Origin of the sequence: Paraburkholderia aspalathi (assembly GCF_905220735.1) — a bacterium.
GTDB classification, from domain to species: domain Bacteria; phylum Pseudomonadota; class Gammaproteobacteria; order Burkholderiales; family Burkholderiaceae; genus Paraburkholderia; species Paraburkholderia aspalathi.
This window is the reverse complement of the sequence record NZ_CAJNBA010000002.1, coordinates 1,707,536-1,725,607: the sequence shown is the minus strand read 5'-3', so window position 1 is coordinate 1,725,607 and position 18,072 is coordinate 1,707,536. Positions and strand designations below refer to the sequence as shown.

Below are 18,072 nucleotides of genomic sequence, written 5' to 3'. Positions count from 1 at the left end.
ATTAGCGCAGCAGATAAGGAATGTCGACCCTGACCGCGTCGGTCGGGCAATCCTTCTCGCACGGCATGCAGTACCAGCATTCGTCGAACTTCATGTACGCCTTGCCTTTGCTCAGGTCGATCGCGAGCAGGTCGAGCGGGCACACATCCACGCAGACTGTGCAGCCCTTGTCGGCGATGCATTTGTCTTCGTCGATCGTGACCGGCGCGGCGCTGCGCTGGAAAATGTTGTGCGGTGTCGTAGACATGGTGGCTCCTCAAGCGTCGGCCAGCGCGGGCTCGCCGATGCGCAGGTTCTGATAGGCGTGACTCTCGTGGTCGTCGAGCGGCACCACGTACGGTTCGACGGCACGTTTTTCGCTGACCATGCGACCCGCTGCGTCTTTCTTCAGATGCGTGTGGCAGAACCACTCCGCGTCGTCACGCTGCGGATAATCGACGCGATGGTGGTACAGCCCCCAGCGGCTTTCCGTGCGATACAGCGACGCGTGTGCCGCCATTTCGGCGCAATCGCGAATCGCCCGTACTTCCGCGGCGCGCATCAGCTCGTGCGGATTGTCGGCTTTGATCTGGTCGATGTCGGTGGCGATTTCCGCGAAACGTTGCAGGCCGATTTCCATCTTGCGCGTGACCTTCGGCGGCTGGAGATAATCATTCACCATGCGGCGCAGCTTGTATTCGACTTGCGCCGGCGCAAGCCCTGTCTCCCGTTCGAGCGGCGCATAGATTCGCTCCCGTTCGGTTTCGATCTGCTCGTTATCGAGCGCTGCATGCTCACGACCCTCGACGTATTGCGCCGCGTTCTGCCCCGCGAACCAGCCGTAGGTGAACGCGCCGAGCATGTAGTTGTGCGGTACCGCGGCCATGTCGCCGGCGGCGTAGAGACCGGCCACCGTGGTCTCCGCGCGCTCGTTCACGTAGACGCCGGATGCGCTATGGCCGCTGCAAAAGCCGATCTCCGAGATGTGCATCTCGATCATCTGCTGCCGGTAATCGGTGCCACGTCCCGCGTGAAAGCGTCCCCGGCTCGGGCGCTCATTCGTGTGCAGAATCTGCTCGATGGTTTGAATGGTTTCTTCGGCAAGATGGTCGAGCTTCAGAAATACCGGCCCGTTACCGCTTTGGAGTTCCTGATAGAACTCCCACATCATCTGGCCGCTCCAGTAATCGCATTCGATAAAACGTTCGCCCTTGCCGTTGGCGGTGAAGCCGCCGAGGGGGCCCGTCACATAGGCGCAGGCGGGGCCGTTGTAGTCCTTGATCAGAGGGTTGATCTGGAAGCACTCGAGGTTCGCTAGCGCTGCACCAGCGTGATAAGCCATCGCGTAGCCGTCGCCGGCGTTGGTGGGGTTCTCGTAGGTGCCCATCAGATAGCCCGAGGACGGCAAACCGAGCCGTCCTGCCGCCCCGCAGCTGAGAATGACGGCCTTCGCGCGCACCACGTAGAAATCCGCCGTACGGCAATCGAAGCCCAACACGCCGCAAGCGCGCCCTTGTGCATCGGTCAGAACGCGCGTGACAACGATGCGATTGGTGATCGCAATGCGCGCGCGTTTGAGTTGCCGGTAGAGCACTTTCTTGATGTCATGGCCTTCCGGCATCGGCAGAACGTAGGAGCCCATGTGATGCACTTTCTTGACCGCATAGTCACCTGTGCCATCTTTTTCGAACTTCACGCCCCAGCGATCGAGTTCTTCGATGGTCTTGAAACTGTGCTGGGCGTAGGCGTAGACGGCGGCCTGATCGACGATGCCGTCGTTGGCGATGGTGATTTCCTTGGTGTACTGCTCGGGCGTGGCGTGGCCCGGGATGATGGCGTTATTCAACCCGTCCATGCCCATCGAAATCGCGCCGCTGCGTTTCACGTTGGCCTTTTCCAGTAGCAGTACCTTCAGATTCGGATTCTGTTCTTTTGCTTTGACGGCAGCCATCGGACCGGCGGTGCCACCTCCCACGACGACCAGGTCGTACTCGATCACGTGCGTATTCATTTCGTCTTCCTTGTGGTCTTCTTCTCTTTCTGGCGGTCGATGCGAAAGCGGTACTGAAACGCGTCGCCGCGGAAATAGAGGTATTCGTAATCGATCGGTGTGCCGTCCGCGCTATGCGTCAGACGTTCGATGCGCAGCACCGGGCTGCCTTCTTCGACGTTCAATGCTTCGACGATTTCATCGTCGGCGAGAATCGCGTCGATGGAGACGTCGGCGTGGCCGAGCGGCACGGCGCAGTCGTTCTCGAGAATCAGGAAGATGTCGCGCGTGACGAGATCCGCGTTTGAGAGGCGTTTGCCTAACGCTTCCGGCACCCACGTGATTTCGAGCGACACCGGCTCGCGATTGAGCATCCGCACGCGCTGGATTTCCGCGACCTTCGCGCCCTCGGGCAGTTGAAGCCGGCTTGCAATGTGCGTGGTGGCAGGAATGAAGCGGATATGTTTGAGCTGGTTGACGATCTCATAGCTCATCGACGACATCGCTTCGGCGAAGCCTTGCAGCGCGCTGACGTTCTGGAAGGCTTTCGGCTTGGAGACAAAGGTGCCCTTGCCGTGCAGTTTGAAAACGAGGCCTTCTTTTTGCAGATCGCCGAGCGCTTGCCGCACGGTAATACGGCTGACGTTGAACATCGCGCAGAGGTCGTTTTCAGACGGCATCTGCGAATCGGCCGCATACGTGCCGTCGAGAATGCGCGAGCGCAGAGCAGTCTTTATCTGCTCATAGAGCGGCGGGACGGAAAGAGGCAGCACGTTGGCCGGGTTGGGTTTCTGCATGATCTGTGGGTTGTCTGTACTTGTTATGACAAGTTGAATCACAGTCTAGTGAGGGAGCCCGGAGGGGCGAACGAAGATTTTGTGCTTTGCATTTCTGCGGAACAGCTTTTGGTGTGTCCGATAGCGCCGGAGCCCCGGTGCAGCGTGTTCGGCGGGCGGTTACCGAGTGGTGGGCGGGCGCAAGCAGCGTCGGCGAAGGACGATTAAACTGGCCCGACCTGTTTGCGATGGAGCTTGCTACATGTCACGTCAGCTTCGCCTCGGCGCCTTCATGCGTCCGACGACAATACACACCGGCGCATGGCGCTATCCCGGCGCTTATCCCGACGCCAACTTCAATTTTGCGCACCTGAAACGCTTCGCGCAGACGCTCGAGCGCGGCCGTTTCGACGCCTTCTTCATGGCGGATCACCTCGCGGTGCTCAACATGCCGCTGGACGCGCTCAAGCATAGCCATACGGTTACGTCGTTCGAACCGTTGACGCTGCTGCCCGCGCTGGCGGCGGTCACGGAACGGCTGGGGCTTATCGCCACGGCGTCCACTACATTCGACGCGCCGTATCACGTCGCAAGACGGTTTGCCTCGCTCGACCATATCAGCGGCGGCCGCGCGGGATGGAATCTCGTGACGACGTCGAACCCCGACGCCGCGCTCAATTTCGGTCTCGACGAGCATGTCGAACACGACGAGCGGTATCGGCGCGCCCGCGAGTTCTTCGACGTGGTCACCGGCCTCTGGGACAGTTGGGCAGACGATGCCTTTATCCGCGATACCGAAACCGGCACCTTCTTCGATCCGGAGAAACTGCATGTGCTGAACTACAAGAGCGAGAACTTCTCGGTGCGCGGCCCGTTGAATATTGCGCGCCCCGTTCAGGGATGGCCCGTCATCGTGCAGGCCGGATCGTCGGAAGCAGGACGCCAGATTGCTGCGGAAACCGCCGAGGTGGTGTTCACCGCGCAAACCCTGCTGGCTGACGGCAAGCGTTTCTATGCCGACGTGAAGGGCCGGATGGAAAAACTCGGGCGTGAACGCGATCACATGAAGATCCTGCCGGCCGCCTTCGTGGTTGTCGGCGATACCCTGGAAGAGGCGCTGGAAACACGTGCGCGGCTCGATACGTTCGTGCACTACGAGAGCGGCATCGCGTCGTTGTCGATTGCATTGGGGCATGACGTGTCCGGATTCGATCCGGACGGCCCGTTGCCCGAGATTCCCGAAACCAATGCGAGCCGGACAGCGCGGCAGCGGGTGGTCGAATGGGCGCAGCGCGACGGGCTGACGATTCGGCAACTCGCTCAACGCATCGGCGGATACTCGGGGCTCGAGATGGTGGGTACGGCGAAAATGATTGCCGATCAGATGGAGCAATGGCTGGTGGAAGAGGGCTCAGACGGGTTCAACGTGATGTTCCCGTATCTGCCGGGCGGTCTTGACGACTTCGTGGACAAGGTCATTCCCGAGTTGCAGAAGCGCGGTTTGTTCCGGCGCGAATACGAAGGCGCAACGCTGCGCGAGAATCTGGGATTGCCTCGGCCTGAGAACCGCTTTTTCGCTCGGGTGAAATGACCGGACTACAAATTGGCTTACTTCACGGCGCGTTTACGCGCCGAGGTAACGCCCGGAATCTCAGTCGCGTGTTCGCCGGTCCGAGTATGCAGCGTGTTGAAAAAGAGCGCTTACGCGGTAGCGGCCGCTTCCCGTGGATGCAAGTGGCGACTGACAGGCCGTCGCAATCGGAAGTGTTCACGCAGCGTGCTGCCCTCGTACTCGGTACGGAAAAGACCACGTTGTTGCAAAAGCGGAACCACACCGTCGGCGAAGTCCTGCAAGCCACCCGGCAGAACATCCGGCATCAGATTGAAACCGTCAGCAGCGCCGCCTTTGAACCAGTGTTCGATATCGTCGGCGATCTGTTCCGGCGTGCCGACGACGACACGATGTCCGCCGCCGCCCGCAAGCGCGCGGATCAATTGCCGCGCCGTGTATCCGTGGGTCCGCGCCTGTGCGAGCGTGGCGTTGAAGAACGTGTGATTGCCATTGCCGTTGCCGGGCAATGAGAGATCGTCCGGCAGGCGCTCGTCGAGTTTCAACCGGTCGACGCTAATGCCCAAGATGCCCGCCAGTCGGGTGAGGCTATAGGTCCATGGAATCAGATCGACCAGTTCATCGCGGCGGCGCAGGGCCTCGGCTTCGGTTGCGCCGATTATGGTGGTGAGTCCGGGTAGCACGCGAATTGCGTTGTTGCCACGTCCCCACGCCGCGGCGCGAGACTTCAGTTCGCGCGCGTAGGCGGCGGCTTCGTCGAATGATTGCGATGCTGAGAACACGGCTTCCGCGTGCCGGGCCGCGAGTTCGCGTCCGTTAGCTGATCCGCCTGCCTGAATCAGCACGGGGTGCCCCTGTGCACTACGCGGCAAGTTGAACGGACCATCGACACTGAAGTATTTGCCGCGATGATCGATGCGATGCACCTTCGTGGTGTCGATGAAGCGGCCGCTCGCCTTGTCGCCGATAAAGGCGTCGTCTTCCCAGCTATCCCACAGCGCCTTCACCACCTCCGTGAATTCGGCTGCGCGCTCGTAGCGTTGCGCATGATCCGGCACCGCCTCGCGGCCGAAATTGCGCGCTGAGCCGAGGTCGGCGGTCGTCACGATGTTCCAGCCGGCTCGGCCTGCACTGAGCTGATCGAGCGTCGCAAAGCGGCGCGCGATGTTGTACGGCTCGTTATAGCTCGTCGATGCCGTGCCGATTACGCCGATATGCGTCGTGGCCGCAGCAATGCCGGCGAGCAACACGGTCGGCTCCAACGCGGTGATCGGGCGGAAGTCAATCTGATCGGCAATCGAGGCGTTATCCGCGAGAAACACGGCATCGAATTTCGCCGCCTCGGCAATCTGCGCCACACGAACGTAGTGGGCGATATCGACGAAGGCGCGCGGATCAGCTTCGAGCGTACGCCATGCGGAAGGGACAAAACCGGAGTGGAGGATATTGACGTTCAGATGAAGCTGGCGCGGCGTGTCGGTTCTCATGGTCTTTTCGAATGCGGAAGCAGCCAGCAACGAACGGACGAACGCTCTGACCGATTTGCCCATTGTCGAATAGCGGATCGTTCGAGACCACGAATGAATTCTGGCATCGATATGCCGGCGAAGACTAAGCGCAGGCTAAGTCGCTTTCGGGCGGCGGTTCGCCATGCGCGACGCTTTGCATATCAGAACAAATTGGTTTTCCGCGAGTCCCGCCTAGGCAGACAATCGTTTCTGGGTGACGGTACGCAATGCGTCCCGTTTGCCGCATTTGTCGAGCCCACCAGAGAACAATGAAACGTTCGCCTCGCTCAATTCGGGTATATGAAGGCCGCCATTAACTTGACCCGTTCACCGCATCCCGATCGTATGGAAAAGCTTCCGCGTTCAAGCGAGCCGATCCTGACTGCCTCCACGCTCACGAAGCGTTTTGGTGCAACCGTCGCGCTATCCAACCTCGATTTCTCGATCCATCCCGGCGAAGTCGTCGCGTTGATGGGCGCCAACGGCGCGGGCAAGTCGACGCTCGTCAAGATCTTAAGCGGCGTGTATGCGCCCGATGGCGGGACCTTGACGCTGCTGGGCAAGCCGTATCGACCGGCTTCGCCCCAAGCCGCTAAACAACTCGGCATTGCCACGGTGCATCAGTCGATTGCAGACGCGGTTGTACCGGCACTGTCGATTGCGGACAACCTGCTGCTCGACCGCTTGTGCGATCCGGCATCGCCCTGGCGCGTGCCGCCGGCGGCACGCCGTGAGGCTGCGAGGCCGCTTGCCGAGCGGGTCGGACTGGATGTCGATCTGTCGGCGCCGCTCGGGTCGCTCTCGCTCGCGAGTCAGCAGCTCGTGACGCTGGCGCGCGCGCTGGCTTCGCGCCCCAAGCTACTGATTCTCGATGAGCCCACCGCCAGTCTGTCTGCTGTAGAAGCGGAGCGGCTGTTCCAGCGCCTCGAGCCATTACGCGAGGAGGGCGTCGCTATCCTGTTGGTCTCACATCGGCTGGGTGATCTGCGGCGCATGGCGGACCGGGTAGCGATCGTGCGCGACGGACATCTCGTCGCCGATCTGCACCCGCCAATCGATTTCGACGCTGCCGTCGAGACGATGATTGGACGGCCTCTGCCACAAGCTCGAACTCAGGATGAGAAAGACGCAGCCTCGCTCGAACCCTGTTTCAGCGTGCGCGATTTTCAACTGACGCCGACAAGCCGCTCATTCGACCTCGACGTGCAGCGCGGCGAGATCGTGGCGATAGCAGGGCCGGTGGGTGGCGGCAAATCGCGTTTCGCAAGAACAATTTTCGGTGCGGCACGTGCGAGCAGTGGTCAGATGGTGCTCGACGGCAAACCATGGCGTCCTCGTTCTCCAGCCGATTCGATTCGCGCGGGCGTCTTTCTCGCCGGCGAGGATCGTTGGCGCACCTCGTTGTTTCCCGACAGCGTGCCGTTCGCATCGATTGCGGGGACGCTCAGTTTTCCGTTTCTGTCGAGCTGGTTCAGGCGCGGCGTGGTACGCGAAGCCGCAGAGCGCGATGCCGCGACCGACGCGATCAGAACCTTCGGCATTCGCTGCACCGGCCCCGACGATCGCCTGACGCGTTTATCCGGCGGCAATCAGCAGAAAGTCGTCCTTGCGCGCTGGCATGTAGAACGCGCGCGGCTGTTGTTGCTCGACGAACCATTTCAGGGCGTCGACGCCGGCGCGCGCGCCGATATCGTTGATACCTTGCGGCGGCATGCCCATGAACGCGCGACGATCGTGTTCGTCAGCGACCTCGAAGAGGCCTTGGAGATTGCCGATCGCGTCGTGCGGTTCGATCGTGCGACGCTTGAGCGCCCAACTGTTCAACCATTCCATGACGCGAGCTCTGAACTTCATTCATGAAACACCTTACCCCTTCAATTCCCGGCGACGTGGCATCCGACCAACGGACGCAGTCAGCGTGGCGTAGTTTGCGCGATCACCTGGAGCGCACCGGCATCCTGCTCGTGCTGGCAGTTCTGATTGCCGTGTTCGCCATCAGGGAACCCGCCTTTCTGAACATCGACAATCTGTTCAGCATTCTCCAAGCGGTATCGATCGTGGCGTTGCTTGGCATTGGCGTGACGATCACGTTGGCGGCGGGAGGCTTCGATCTCTCGGTGGGCAGCGTGGCTGCTTCGGCTCAGATGGCAGCGAGCTATGTGCTGATCGTCTGGCATGGCAGCGCGCTGGCGGCCGTGGCCGCATGCGTGGCACTCGGCGTCGCGGCTGGCCTGTTCAACGGCTTGTTGATCACGCGGCTGCGGGTGCCGGACCAATTGGCGACGCTCGGCACTCTGTTCCTGCTTGCCGGTCTGCAACTGATTCCGACGGGCGGCCGCTCGCTTGCAACCGGAACCGTGTTGCCCGATGGCACGGAGGCAAGCGGAATGTTCTCCGGCGCGTTTCTGGCGTTGGGACGTCTGCGTCTTTTCGATGTCGTGCCGTTGCCGGTCCTGATTCTCATTGCGTTGACGGTGCTCGCCTGCATCGTCATGGAGACGACGCGCTGGGGACGCGTGGTCTACGCGATCGGCGGCAATGAGACGGCCGCGCGGCTGGCGGGTGCGCCTACGGCCCGCTACCGGATCGCGGCCTATGTCGCCTCGGGGGCGATTGCGTCTTTGGGCGGCGTGTTGATCGCCGCGCGTGTCGGGCGAGGCGACGTCAGTGCCGGACATTCCCTGCTGCTCGACGCCGTGGCGGCTGCGCTGATGGGTTATGCAGTGTGGGGCGCGAAGCGGCCTAATGTGTTCGGCACCGTAGTAGGCGCGGTGTTTGTCGGCGTGCTACTCAACGGTCTGACCATGCTGAATGCACCTTACTACATGCAGGATTTCATCAAAGGTGTGTTGCTGGTCCTTGCGCTGGCGTTTACGTTCAGTGTTGGACGGCCAGCGGACTCACGCGGCTGAGGCCACTGAGTCGCCGAAATGTCGTTTGCCATCCGAAGGAATATCGATTGCCGAATCGTTCAGTTTGCGCACGCGATGTCCGCTGATAGATTGAGCGAACAGTCATTCAAGCGGAGATTCCTATGGCAGAGTTTGGCGAAGCAGCTTCATCGAATATTCGCGACGAGAGTAGACATGCGGTCCGTGTGATCGCCGATGACGCGCAGGCCATTGCTGTTGCGCACGAGCTTGCAGGCCGCCTCGCGCAAGGAGCTGCCGCACGCGATACCGAACGCCGCTTGCCCCACGAGGAGATCGAGTGGTTCTCGCAATCCGGGCTATGGGCCATCACGGTACCGAAGGCTTACGGCGGAGCGGGCGTGTCGTTCGTTACGTTGACTGAAGTCATCAAGATCATTGCAGCAGCGGATCCGTCGCTCGGGCAGCTACCGCAGAATCACTTCGGCCTGGTCGACGTGATCGCGCTAACCGGCTCGGAGGAGCAGAAGAAATACTTCTTCGCGCAGGTGCTGGGCGGCAAGCGTTTCGGCAACGGCTTCTCGGAGAAGGGCACAAAGAACGTTCTCGATCTGAAGACGAGCGTGACGCGGGATGGCGGCGATTACGTCGTACAGGGCACCAAATTCTATTCGACCGGCGCGCTGTTCGCCGACTTCGTCCCCGTGCTGGGTCTCGATAGCGAACGCAAAGGCTGGCTCGCCTATATTCCGAAGGGCACACCGGGGCTGACCGTGATCGACGACTGGTCGGGCTTCGGTCAACGCACTACGGCAAGCGGCACAGTCGTGTTGGAGAGCGTACGCGTGCCGGCCTCGCATGTGTTGCCGGCGCATCGCGTGTCCGATTTTCCAACGCTCAACGGTCCGATTTCACAAATCATCCAGGCCGCGATCGATGCAGGCATCGCGAAGGCGGCGCTGGACGACACGCTGACGTTCGTGCGCTCGCGCTCGCGGCCGTGGATCGACAGCGGGGTCGAGCGTGCGAGTGACGATCCGCTGACCGTGCGGGAGATCGGTCATTTGCATATCCAGTTGCACGCTGCCGAGGCCTTGCTCGAACGCGCCGCGCGCGTGATCGACGAAATCGCCACGAAGGCCGAAACAACCGAAGACGACGTGGCGCGCGCATCGGTTGCCGTGGGCGAAGCGAAAGTATTGACGACGGAAATCGCCTTGCTGGCAGGCGAAAAACTGTTCGAACTCGCAGGCACCCAGTCGACACTCGGTGAACACAATCTCGACAGGCACTGGCGCAACGCGCGTGTGCATACGCTGCATGATCCGGTGCGCTGGAAATATCACCTGGTCGGTAACTACTATCTGAACGGCGCCAAGCCGGCACGTCATCCCTGGAATTGACGCCAGCCGCAATCCTTAACCGAACCCGATCATGGCCAGAGAAATCCGCCTTAACGCATTCGACATGAACTGCGTCGGGCATCAGTCGCCAGGCTTATGGGCGCATCCACGCGACACGTCGTGGCGTTACAAGCAAATCGATTACTGGACCGACCTCGCGAAACTGCTCGAGCGCGGCAAGTTCGACGGTCTTTTCATCGCCGACGTGCTGGGTATCTACGATGTCTTCAACGGCAACGGGGAAGCCGCGATTCGCCAGGCCGCGCAAGTCCCGGTCAACGATCCCGTGTTGCTCGTCTCGGCGATGGCGAACGTGACCGAGCATCTCGGCTTCGGCGTGACCTGCTCGCTCTCTTATGAGCACCCGTATCCGTTTGCACGGCGCATGTCCACGCTCGACCATCTGACGAACGGCCGGGTTGGCTGGAATATCGTCACGTCATACCTGGACAGCGCCGCACGCAATGTCGGCTTGCCGGCGCAGGCCAATCACGACGAGCGCTATTCGCTTGCCGAGGAATATCTCGAGGTTTGCTACAAACTGTGGGAAGCGTCGTGGGAAGACGACGCCGTGGTGCGCGATGCTGTGCGGAAGGTCTTCACCGAACCGTCGAAGGTTCATCCCATCAACCACCGTGGGCAGTATTTCGACGTACCGGGCATTCATCTCTGCGAGCCGTCGCCTCAGCGCACGCCCGTGCTCTACCAGGCAGGCGCCTCGAAGCGCGGTAAGGACTTCGCCGCGCAGCACGCCGAGTGCATTTTTATCGCTGCACCGTCACGCACGATCCTGAAGAATTTCGTCGCCGATATCCGGGCACGCGTGAAGTCGTTCGGACGCGATCCGCACGACGTGCTGATTTTCAACCTGCACACGGTGATCACAGGCAAGACGTCAGCGGATGCACACGCGAAGCACGCCGACTATCGCCGCTATACAAGCGACGAGGGCGCGCTCGCGCTGATGTCGGGGTGGACCGGCATCGATCTGTCGAAGTACGACCTCGACGAACCGCTGCGCTATATCGAGAGCAACGCGGTGCAATCGGCCGTAGAGGCTTTATCGAGCGCGGATCCGACACGAGTGTGGACCGTGCGTGAGATTGCGAAGTGGGGCGGCATAGGGGGACTAGGACCGCTTTCAGTGGGAAGCCCGCAGGAGATCGCCGACGAGTTGCAGTCGTGGGTCGAGGAGACCGACGTCGACGGATTCAATCTCGCTTATGCGTTGACCCACGAGAGCTTCGCGGATTTCGTCGACCTGGTCGTGCCTGAGTTGCAGCGACGAGGCGTCTACAAGACCGACTACACCAACGGCACGCTGCGCGAAAAGTTGCATGGCGGTGGTCCGCGATTGGCTGAACCGCATCCCGGCGCGGCCTACCGCACGCACACGCCGGCCCATGCCGGCTAGCACCCCGCTTACTCATAAAACATCGACTAACAGGTTGGAGATCATTGATGAAATCGTTTCTTCGTCGCAAGCTGGATGTGAGCCTTACGTTTCGCACACTCGCCCTGGCGGCGGCCACGATGCTTGCAGGCGCCGCAGCGCACGCAGCACCGCTCAAAGGCGCGCCCGCACCGTTCGACAAGGGCGGTGTGAAGATCGCGCTCGTCAACTATCTGTCGACGGGTGATTTCTTCCAGGCTTATGAAGCCGGTGCGCAAAAGCAGGCCAAAGCACTCGGCATCGATCTACGCATCTACGAAGGCCGTCAGGATGCGGCCGAACAACGTGAACAGATTCAGCAAGCGATCAGCCTCGGCGTATCGGCAATTATCGTGAATCACGGTTTGCCCGAATCGCTCAAGGACGTCGTGCAGCGTGCCTTGGATAAGGGCATCAAGGTCGTGGCGTTCGACGTCGACCTGGGCAATCCGAAGGTACCCCAGATCGAGCAGAGCGATCGGGATCTGGCAGCGCTGCTGCTCGATCAGGCGGTGAAGGATAACGGAGATACCTTTGCCGCTGGGTATGTGTATGTAGCGGGTTTCGCACCGCTTGACCGGCGCGATGCGGTATGGCGTGACTTCAAGGCTGCTCATCCGAAGGTTCAGGAGAAGGCGCGCTGGGGCACGGTGGACAATCCGATCGCGCAGTCGGTGGCCAACCAGGCTGCTGCGGCCTATCGTGCGCATCCCGAGATTCGTGTGGTGTTCGCGCCCTACGACGAATTCGCGCGTGGTGCGAAGCTCGCTGCTGACGAGGCGAACCTGTCGTCGAAACTACGCATTTACAGCGCCGATATTTCGACCTCCGACATCGAGGCGATTCGCGCGCCGAATAGCGCGTGGGTGGCGACGGCGGCGACGAATCCCGCGGTGGTGGGTGCGGTGTCCGTACGGGCCGCGGCCTTGCTTCTCGCTGGGCAGACGCCCGAGCACCGGATTGTCGTCAAGCCGACGCTGATCACGCGCGACGATCTGGTGAAGAACAACATCAAGACGATTGCCGAGCTCGGCGATAAATTCCCGGCATTTCGTTCGAGCGATGCTGCGACGGCTGCGTGGATCCCGGCAGCGGACTGAGCGTCAGAGGCCGCACCGTCAATCATTTCCTTTGGATTTCCATGAGCAAACGTAGCGGACACCTGCGCCTCGGCGCTTTCCTTTACCCTGCCGGACACCACATCGCGGCGTGGCGACATCCCGAGGCGCAGGCGGACGCCGGCGTGAACTTTCGCCACTACGTCCGGCTCGCACAAGCGGCCGAGGCCGCGAAATTCGATCTGATCTTTCTCGCCGACGGCGTGGGGACACGCGGCGACAACGTCGACTTTCTGAGCCGCACGGCGCACAGCTACGTGGCGCAGTTCGAACCGATCACATTGCTGTCGGCGCTGGCGGCCGTGACTGAGCGTATCGGTCTGGTCGGCACAGCCTCGACGAGCTTCAACGAGCCGTATCACATTGCCCGCAAGTTCGCCTCGCTCGATCACATTAGCGGAGGACGTGCGGGTTGGAATCTGGTCACTTCGTCGAGCGAGCACGAAGCGAAGAACTTCAACCGTGACAAACATTTCGATCACGCCGAGCGTTATGCCCGCGCCGCTGAATTCGCGGAAGTCACAGCAGGTCTGTGGGACAGCTGGGAGGACGACGCGTTCGTCCGCAACAAAGCTGAAGGGCGTTTCTTCGACCCCGCCAAACGGCACGTGCTGGATCACAAGGGACGCTTCTTTCAGGTCAAGGGGCCGCTGAACGTTGCACGTTCTCCGCAGGGGCATCCGATCGTCGTGCAGGCGGGGTCGTCCGAAGCCGGCCGGGACCTCGCAGCGAAAACGGCCGAGGTGATTTTCACGGCGCAGCAAACGCTGCAGGACGCGGCGGACTTTTACGCTGACGTGAAGGGACGCATGGCGGTGTACGGCCGTCATCCGGACGATCTGAAGATCATGCCGGGCGTGTTCCCGATCGTGGGCCGCACCGAAACCGAGGCGAAAGAGAAGTTCGAGCAGTTGCAGTCGCTTGTCGATCCGAAGGTGGGACTTGCGCTCGTATCCGGACTGACCGGCGGGTTCGACCTCTCGGACTATCCACTCGACGGGCCGATCCCTGAGCTACCCGAAACGAATGCGAGCAAGAGCCGTCAGGTGTTGACGATCGAACTGGCTCGCCGCGAGAACCTCACGATCCGCCAGCTGTATTTGCGGGTTGCGGGTGCGCGCGGCCATTGGCAACTCGTCGGCACGCCGGCGCAGATTGTCGATCAACTCGAAGAGCGTTTTGTGAATCACGCCGCCGACGGTTTCAACGTGATGCCGCCGGTACTGCCGGAGGGTCTGACCGATTTCGTCGAACTGGTATTGCCGGAGTTGCGGCGACGTGGGTTGTTTCGCGAGGACTATGAAGGGCGCACGCTGCGAGAGAACCTCGGATTGCGGCGGCCGAGAAGCCGCCATTCTTCCGTACTTCAATCCGGCGCATAACTTTCCATGATTCGTTATTTCCTCCCGGCGCAGTCGTCGCCTACGCTGAAGCGATAGATGCATGCGTCTACCGCCGCCGCGCGTTGCGTGCTGCGGCCGTTCAGCGAATCGTTTCAACGTGATGAGGATGCGAACATGAGCGATATCGTCATCGATGCAACGGTGTCTGCCGCGACGGTCGAGGCAGACTTGAACTACCTCGAGTTCACTGGCGAGAAGCCGGTCTCGTACCAATACGAACCGCCGCCGGGTGTGCCGAAGCGCAGTGGCGTGTACCGGCCGCATCGGGTGAGCATTTCGAATGCCCGCGTCGCGCCACCGCCTGGCGCGTTGTCGCTCGATCGTAACGGCTTCGAACTGCATCGGCACGCTAGCGTGCTGAGCGATTTCTCCGATCCGGCAAAGATCGAATCTGTCTACTATCGCGAAGCTGAGCAATTGCTGAAACAGGCCACTGGTGCTCGCCGAGTGGTTGTGTTCGATCATACGCTGCGTGACGGCAATCCTGAGCGCAACGATGGCGTGAGGGAGCCCGTCAAGTACATCCATAACGACCAGACGTTCGTGTCGGGGCCGCGCCGGGTGCGCGATCATCTGCCGACCGGTGAAGCGGAGCGCTTGCTGCAAGGCCGTGTGGCAATCGTCAATCTGTGGCGTCCGATCGGAGAAACTGTGCAATCGTCACCGCTCGCGCTATGCGATTCGCGCAGCATCACGCTCAACGATCTGGTCGCATCGGATCTGGTTTATCCCGACAAGGTCGGCGAGACGTATGCGTTGGTCTTCAATCCGCGGCACCGTTGGTACTTCTTTCCGCAGATGTCGCCCGATGAATTCCTGCTGCTGAAGATTTACGATTCGGCGGGCGACGGAATCGCGCGTCTCACGGCCCATACGGCATTCGACGATCCCACGTCGCCGGCCGATGCGCCGCCGCGCCGGAGCATCGAATTGCGCACGCTGTTGTTCTTTTGAGCGCCGGCGTTGAACGCGCCGGCATGCCGTGAAATACGGGGCGGCCGATAGCAGGACGCGTCTGCTGCAGCATCGCAGAATCTGCAATATCGAAAGCGTGAATTCTTGTTTGTTTGTGACGCAGCGTTTGGTTAGCATGCGGCGTTTGGGTCGTTGCCTTACTTCTTTGCTCGACGCTGCTTTTGTTTTTCGTCGAACGAGGTGAGCGTAACGCTTGCCCGGTGCGTTTTCACAGCTCTCACGCCTTCGACATGTCAAGCCTCCATGCATCCGACGCCGGCCAGCAGGCCACCGGCGTGACACGACGGCTGGCCGCCGCGATCGCTCAGGCGTCGCCGTCCCGCGACGCCGACGCCATTGCCGCCGCAAGACGCGGCATTCTCGACTTTCTCGCTGCCGCCTTTGCCGGCGCGAGCGACAGCGGCTATCAAAAACTCCTGTCAGTCAGCGCCAACGACTCGCGCGGCGAAGCCTCGGTGATCGGCAGCAGCACCCGTGCATCGGCGCAGCAGGCTGCGTTGCTAAACGGTTACGCGGGGCACGCACTCGATTACGACGATGTGCACAGCAGCGTAAGAGGACATCCTGCGACGGTCTTGCTGCCCGCGCTGTTCGCGCTGGCGCAAACACGCGGCAGCAGCGCGCTCGACCTGCTCGACGCCTACGTCGTCGGCGTCGAAACGATGGCGCGCCTCGGCCTTGCTCTCGGCAGCCGGCACTACGAGCAGGGCTTTCACAACACCGCGACGTTGGGCGCGCTTGGTGCGGCAGTCGCTGCGTCTTATCTGCTGAAACTCGATGCCGCCGCCATTGAGAACGCGCTGGGTCTTGCCGCCACACAATCCGCCGGCTTACGACTGCAGTTCGGCAGCGAAGCGAAACCCTTGCATGCCGGGCTTGCCGCCCGCGCCGGTTTATTCGCCGCCGAGCTCGCGGCAGCGGGACTGCAGGGCTCGCCTGAAGCGCTGGACGGACCGGTCGGCTTTTTCGCCGTGTTCAGCGGCGGCGCAGCGCAACCCGAACGCGTGCTCGACGGCTGGGGCGCACCGTGGCAAATCGCAGCCCCGGGTTTGTACTTCAAGCCGTGGGCATGCTGCACGGCGACGCACTACGCCGTGCATGCCGCATTGACGTTGCGCGACACACACCGTCTCACGCCGGACGACATTGCCGAGGTGACGGTGATATTTCCGCCCGGCGGCGACACACCGCTTTCCAGACATTTGCCTTCGACCGGACTTGAAGCGCGTTTCAGTGTCGCTTACGCAGTTGCGGCCGCGCTGACGGATGGTTCGCCCAGTGTGGCCACATTTGCCGATGTGCCAGTGCGCGACGACCTGATCGCGCTCGCACGGCGCGTGGCAAGCCGCCACGATGAAAGCGCCGCGCGCGCGTCGACCGATCCGGCCACGCGTTTCTCGACCGTCGAAATCGCATTGCGCAACGGGACGGTACTGAGCCATAAGACAGACCGTCTCTACAGCGCGACGGATCTGGCCGCGAAATTCGCGGACGCGACCGGTCACGACGAACGTCTCGCGTTCATCCCCGCGCATATCGACACGATGCAGAGCACCGCCGACCTCGCGTCCCTTTTCAATGTCTTCGCACAGATCCACGTATGAGCACGAATAACAGCAGTACCCGCAGGCAAATGCGTCTCGGGCTCTTCATTCAGGGTGCGGGACACCACGTCGCCGGCTGGCGGCATCCTGACGCGCAGGCTGGCAGCGAGAATCTGGCGTTGATGCAGCGCATCACGCAGACCGCCGAGCGTGCGAAATTCGACATGGTCTTTCTCGCCGACGGTCTCACCAGCGGCCCCGATGCGCATCCGTCGATGGCGATGCGGCTCGAGCCGCTGTGCCTGCTGTCGGCGCTCGCCATGGGCACGCGCCACATCGGTCTCGCCGCCACTGCGTCGACCACATATAGCGAGCCGTATCACGTCGCACGCGCGTTTGCGTCGCTGGATCATCTGAGTAGCGGACGCGCAGCGTGGAACGTCGTGACGACTTCGTACGACCGCACGGCCGCGAACTTTACACGTGGCAATCATCCGGATCACGCGCTGCGCTATGAAATGGCGGGTGAATTCGTCGACGTCGTCAAGGGGCTGTGGGACAGCTGGGATGACGACGCGGTGCTCAAGGACAAGGCGAGTGGCGTCTACTTCGATCCCGCCAAGGTGCATACGCTGGATCACAAGGGGCAGTTCTTCGCCGTCAAAGGTCCGTTGAATGCGTCGCGTCCGCCACAGGGGCATCCTGTGGTGATCCAGGCCGGCTCGTCCGGCCCGGGGCAGGACCTGGCCGCGCGCACGGCGGAAGTGGTGTTTACCGCGCAGCAGACTATCGAAGAAGCGCAGGTCTTCTATCGCGATCTGAAAGGCCGCTTGCCGAAATTCGGCCGTGAGGGCCAGCAGTTGCACGTGATGCCGGGCGTGTTTCCTGTCATCGGCAGGACGGAGCAGGAAGCGAAAGACAAATACGCGCAGTTGCAGGAATGGACCGATACATCGGGTGCGTTGTCACTGTTGTCCGACCGGTTGGGGCATGACGTGTCGAAGTATCCGCTCGATGGTCCTTTGCCGGAGTTGCCCGAATCCGATCAGTTGAAGAGTCGCGCCAAACTGCTGACCGATCTCGCACGCCGCGAGAATCTGACTTTGCGCGAGCTGTACTACCTGGTGGCCGGCGCGCGTGGACACCGCATCGTATGGGGCACGCCTGTGCAAGTGGCGGATGCGCTCGAAGAGTGGTTCACGGGCGAAGCGGCCGACGGTTTCAATATCATGCCGCCGTATTTCCCGGGTGGCCTCGACGATTTTGTCGAACTCGTCGTGCCGGAATTGCAGCGGCGTGGGTTATTCCGCACTGAATATAGCGGCACTACTCTGCGTGATCACCTCGGTTTGCAGCGGCCTGTGAGCCGCTATGCGGGGCAGTGAGATACAAGAAGTAAAAGGCGGAAAGTAAAAAGCGGCGTCTGCTCAGCAGACGCCGCTTTTTTTTCAAGCTTGCATCCCGATTCGCGCCGTACTGGCAGGTGCGGATCGTTCGAGATCGC

General features: G+C 61.5%; 14 protein-coding genes. 10 read left to right on the top strand and 4 right to left on the bottom strand.

The annotated features are described in order from the left end of the window. Position 1: 1 nt before the first annotated feature. The 3 genes from KHO30_RS18455 to KHO30_RS18445 are packed head-to-tail and all read right to left on the bottom strand — an operon-like array spanning position 2 to position 2,766. Entirely contained in the window at positions 2–247 is a 246-nt protein-coding gene (locus KHO30_RS18455; protein WP_054040025.1) for a 4Fe-4S dicluster domain-containing protein, read from the bottom strand. 9 nt (positions 248–256) lie between these two features. Next, a complete protein-coding gene (locus KHO30_RS18450) occupies positions 257–1,990 on the bottom strand; it encodes a fumarate reductase/succinate dehydrogenase flavoprotein subunit (RefSeq protein ID WP_211701766.1) in 1,734 nt (577 codons plus the stop codon). After that, a complete protein-coding gene (locus KHO30_RS18445; RefSeq protein WP_211701765.1) occupies positions 1,987–2,766 on the bottom strand; it encodes a GntR family transcriptional regulator in 780 nt (259 codons plus the stop codon). Before KHO30_RS18445 ends, KHO30_RS18450 begins: the two co-directional genes overlap by 4 nt. A 241-nt stretch (positions 2,767–3,007) precedes the next feature. Between KHO30_RS18445 and KHO30_RS18440 the strand changes: the two genes are divergently transcribed. After that, positions 3,008–4,336 carry an LLM class flavin-dependent oxidoreductase gene (locus tag KHO30_RS18440; protein WP_211701764.1) on the top strand — a complete coding sequence of 443 codons (1,329 nt, stop codon included), beginning with the start codon at positions 3,008–3,010 and terminating at the stop codon, positions 4,334–4,336. A 110-nt stretch (positions 4,337–4,446) separates the two neighbouring features. On the opposite strand, the gene KHO30_RS18435 is transcribed toward KHO30_RS18440, so the two are convergent. Next, the gene (locus tag KHO30_RS18435; protein ID WP_211701763.1) at positions 4,447–5,802 is read right to left on the bottom strand and encodes an LLM class flavin-dependent oxidoreductase; all 1,356 of its coding nucleotides are present in this window, start codon (positions 5,800–5,802) and stop codon (positions 4,447–4,449) included. A gap of 366 nt (positions 5,803–6,168) precedes the next feature. Between KHO30_RS18435 and KHO30_RS18430 the strand changes: the two genes are divergently transcribed. From KHO30_RS18430 to KHO30_RS18390, 9 genes are all read left to right on the top strand, one after another. Continuing rightward, entirely contained in the window at positions 6,169–7,683 is a 1,515-nt protein-coding gene (locus KHO30_RS18430; RefSeq protein WP_244864072.1) for a sugar ABC transporter ATP-binding protein, read from the top strand. After that, entirely contained in the window at positions 7,680–8,735 is a 1,056-nt protein-coding gene (locus KHO30_RS18425) for an ABC transporter permease (RefSeq protein ID WP_211701761.1), read from the top strand. The genes KHO30_RS18430 and KHO30_RS18425 overlap by 4 nt, the downstream gene beginning before the upstream one ends. 122 nt (positions 8,736–8,857) lie before the next feature. Continuing rightward, positions 8,858–10,096: an SfnB family sulfur acquisition oxidoreductase gene (locus KHO30_RS18420; protein ID WP_211701760.1), complete on the top strand. Its 1,239-nt coding sequence runs from the start codon at positions 8,858–8,860 to the stop codon at positions 10,094–10,096. A gap of 31 nt (positions 10,097–10,127) precedes the next feature. Further along, the gene (locus KHO30_RS18415; protein ID WP_211701759.1) at positions 10,128–11,510 is read left to right on the top strand and encodes an LLM class flavin-dependent oxidoreductase; all 1,383 of its coding nucleotides are present in this window, start codon (positions 10,128–10,130) and stop codon (positions 11,508–11,510) included. A gap of 47 nt (positions 11,511–11,557) precedes the next feature. Then, positions 11,558–12,628, top strand: a complete 1,071-nt coding sequence (locus tag KHO30_RS18410) for a substrate-binding domain-containing protein (RefSeq protein ID WP_200565663.1) — start codon at positions 11,558–11,560, stop codon at positions 12,626–12,628. A 41-nt stretch (positions 12,629–12,669) separates the two neighbouring features. Continuing rightward, the gene (locus KHO30_RS18405; RefSeq protein WP_211701758.1) at positions 12,670–14,028 is read left to right on the top strand and encodes an LLM class flavin-dependent oxidoreductase; all 1,359 of its coding nucleotides are present in this window, start codon (positions 12,670–12,672) and stop codon (positions 14,026–14,028) included. 135 nt (positions 14,029–14,163) lie between these two features. Then, entirely contained in the window at positions 14,164–15,003 is an 840-nt protein-coding gene (locus KHO30_RS18400) for a CmcJ/NvfI family oxidoreductase (RefSeq protein ID WP_211701757.1), read from the top strand. Positions 15,004–15,254: 251 nt separating this feature from the next. Further along, positions 15,255–16,628, top strand: a complete 1,374-nt coding sequence (locus KHO30_RS18395) for an MmgE/PrpD family protein (protein WP_211701756.1) — start codon at positions 15,255–15,257, stop codon at positions 16,626–16,628. After that, the gene (locus tag KHO30_RS18390; protein ID WP_093632393.1) at positions 16,625–17,953 is read left to right on the top strand and encodes an LLM class flavin-dependent oxidoreductase; all 1,329 of its coding nucleotides are present in this window, start codon (positions 16,625–16,627) and stop codon (positions 17,951–17,953) included. The genes KHO30_RS18395 and KHO30_RS18390 overlap by 4 nt, the downstream gene beginning before the upstream one ends. Positions 17,954–18,072: the final 119 nt, after the last annotated feature.

Bases quoted from the DNA above. Each gene is read 5' to 3' on its own strand.
- KHO30_RS18455 (WP_054040025.1), bottom strand. From the start codon at position 247: ATGTCTACGACACCGCACAACATTTTCCAGCGCAGCGCCGCGCCGGTC.
- KHO30_RS18450 (WP_211701766.1), bottom strand. From the start codon at position 1,990: ATGAATACGCACGTGATCGAGTACGACCTGGTCGTCGTGGGAGGTGGC.
- KHO30_RS18445 (WP_211701765.1), bottom strand. From the start codon at position 2,766: ATGCAGAAACCCAACCCGGCCAACGTGCTGCCTCTTTCCGTCCCGCCG.
- KHO30_RS18440 (WP_211701764.1), top strand. From the start codon at position 3,008: ATGTCACGTCAGCTTCGCCTCGGCGCCTTCATGCGTCCGACGACAATA.
- KHO30_RS18435 (WP_211701763.1), bottom strand. From the start codon at position 5,802: ATGAGAACCGACACGCCGCGCCAGCTTCATCTGAACGTCAATATCCTC.
- KHO30_RS18430 (WP_244864072.1), top strand. From the start codon at position 6,169: ATGGAAAAGCTTCCGCGTTCAAGCGAGCCGATCCTGACTGCCTCCACG.
- KHO30_RS18425 (WP_211701761.1), top strand. From the start codon at position 7,680: ATGAAACACCTTACCCCTTCAATTCCCGGCGACGTGGCATCCGACCAA.
- KHO30_RS18420 (WP_211701760.1), top strand. From the start codon at position 8,858: ATGGCAGAGTTTGGCGAAGCAGCTTCATCGAATATTCGCGACGAGAGT.
- KHO30_RS18415 (WP_211701759.1), top strand. From the start codon at position 10,128: ATGGCCAGAGAAATCCGCCTTAACGCATTCGACATGAACTGCGTCGGG.
- KHO30_RS18410 (WP_200565663.1), top strand. From the start codon at position 11,558: ATGAAATCGTTTCTTCGTCGCAAGCTGGATGTGAGCCTTACGTTTCGC.
- KHO30_RS18405 (WP_211701758.1), top strand. From the start codon at position 12,670: ATGAGCAAACGTAGCGGACACCTGCGCCTCGGCGCTTTCCTTTACCCT.
- KHO30_RS18400 (WP_211701757.1), top strand. From the start codon at position 14,164: ATGAGCGATATCGTCATCGATGCAACGGTGTCTGCCGCGACGGTCGAG.
- KHO30_RS18395 (WP_211701756.1), top strand. From the start codon at position 15,255: ATGTCAAGCCTCCATGCATCCGACGCCGGCCAGCAGGCCACCGGCGTG.
- KHO30_RS18390 (WP_093632393.1), top strand. From the start codon at position 16,625: ATGAGCACGAATAACAGCAGTACCCGCAGGCAAATGCGTCTCGGGCTC.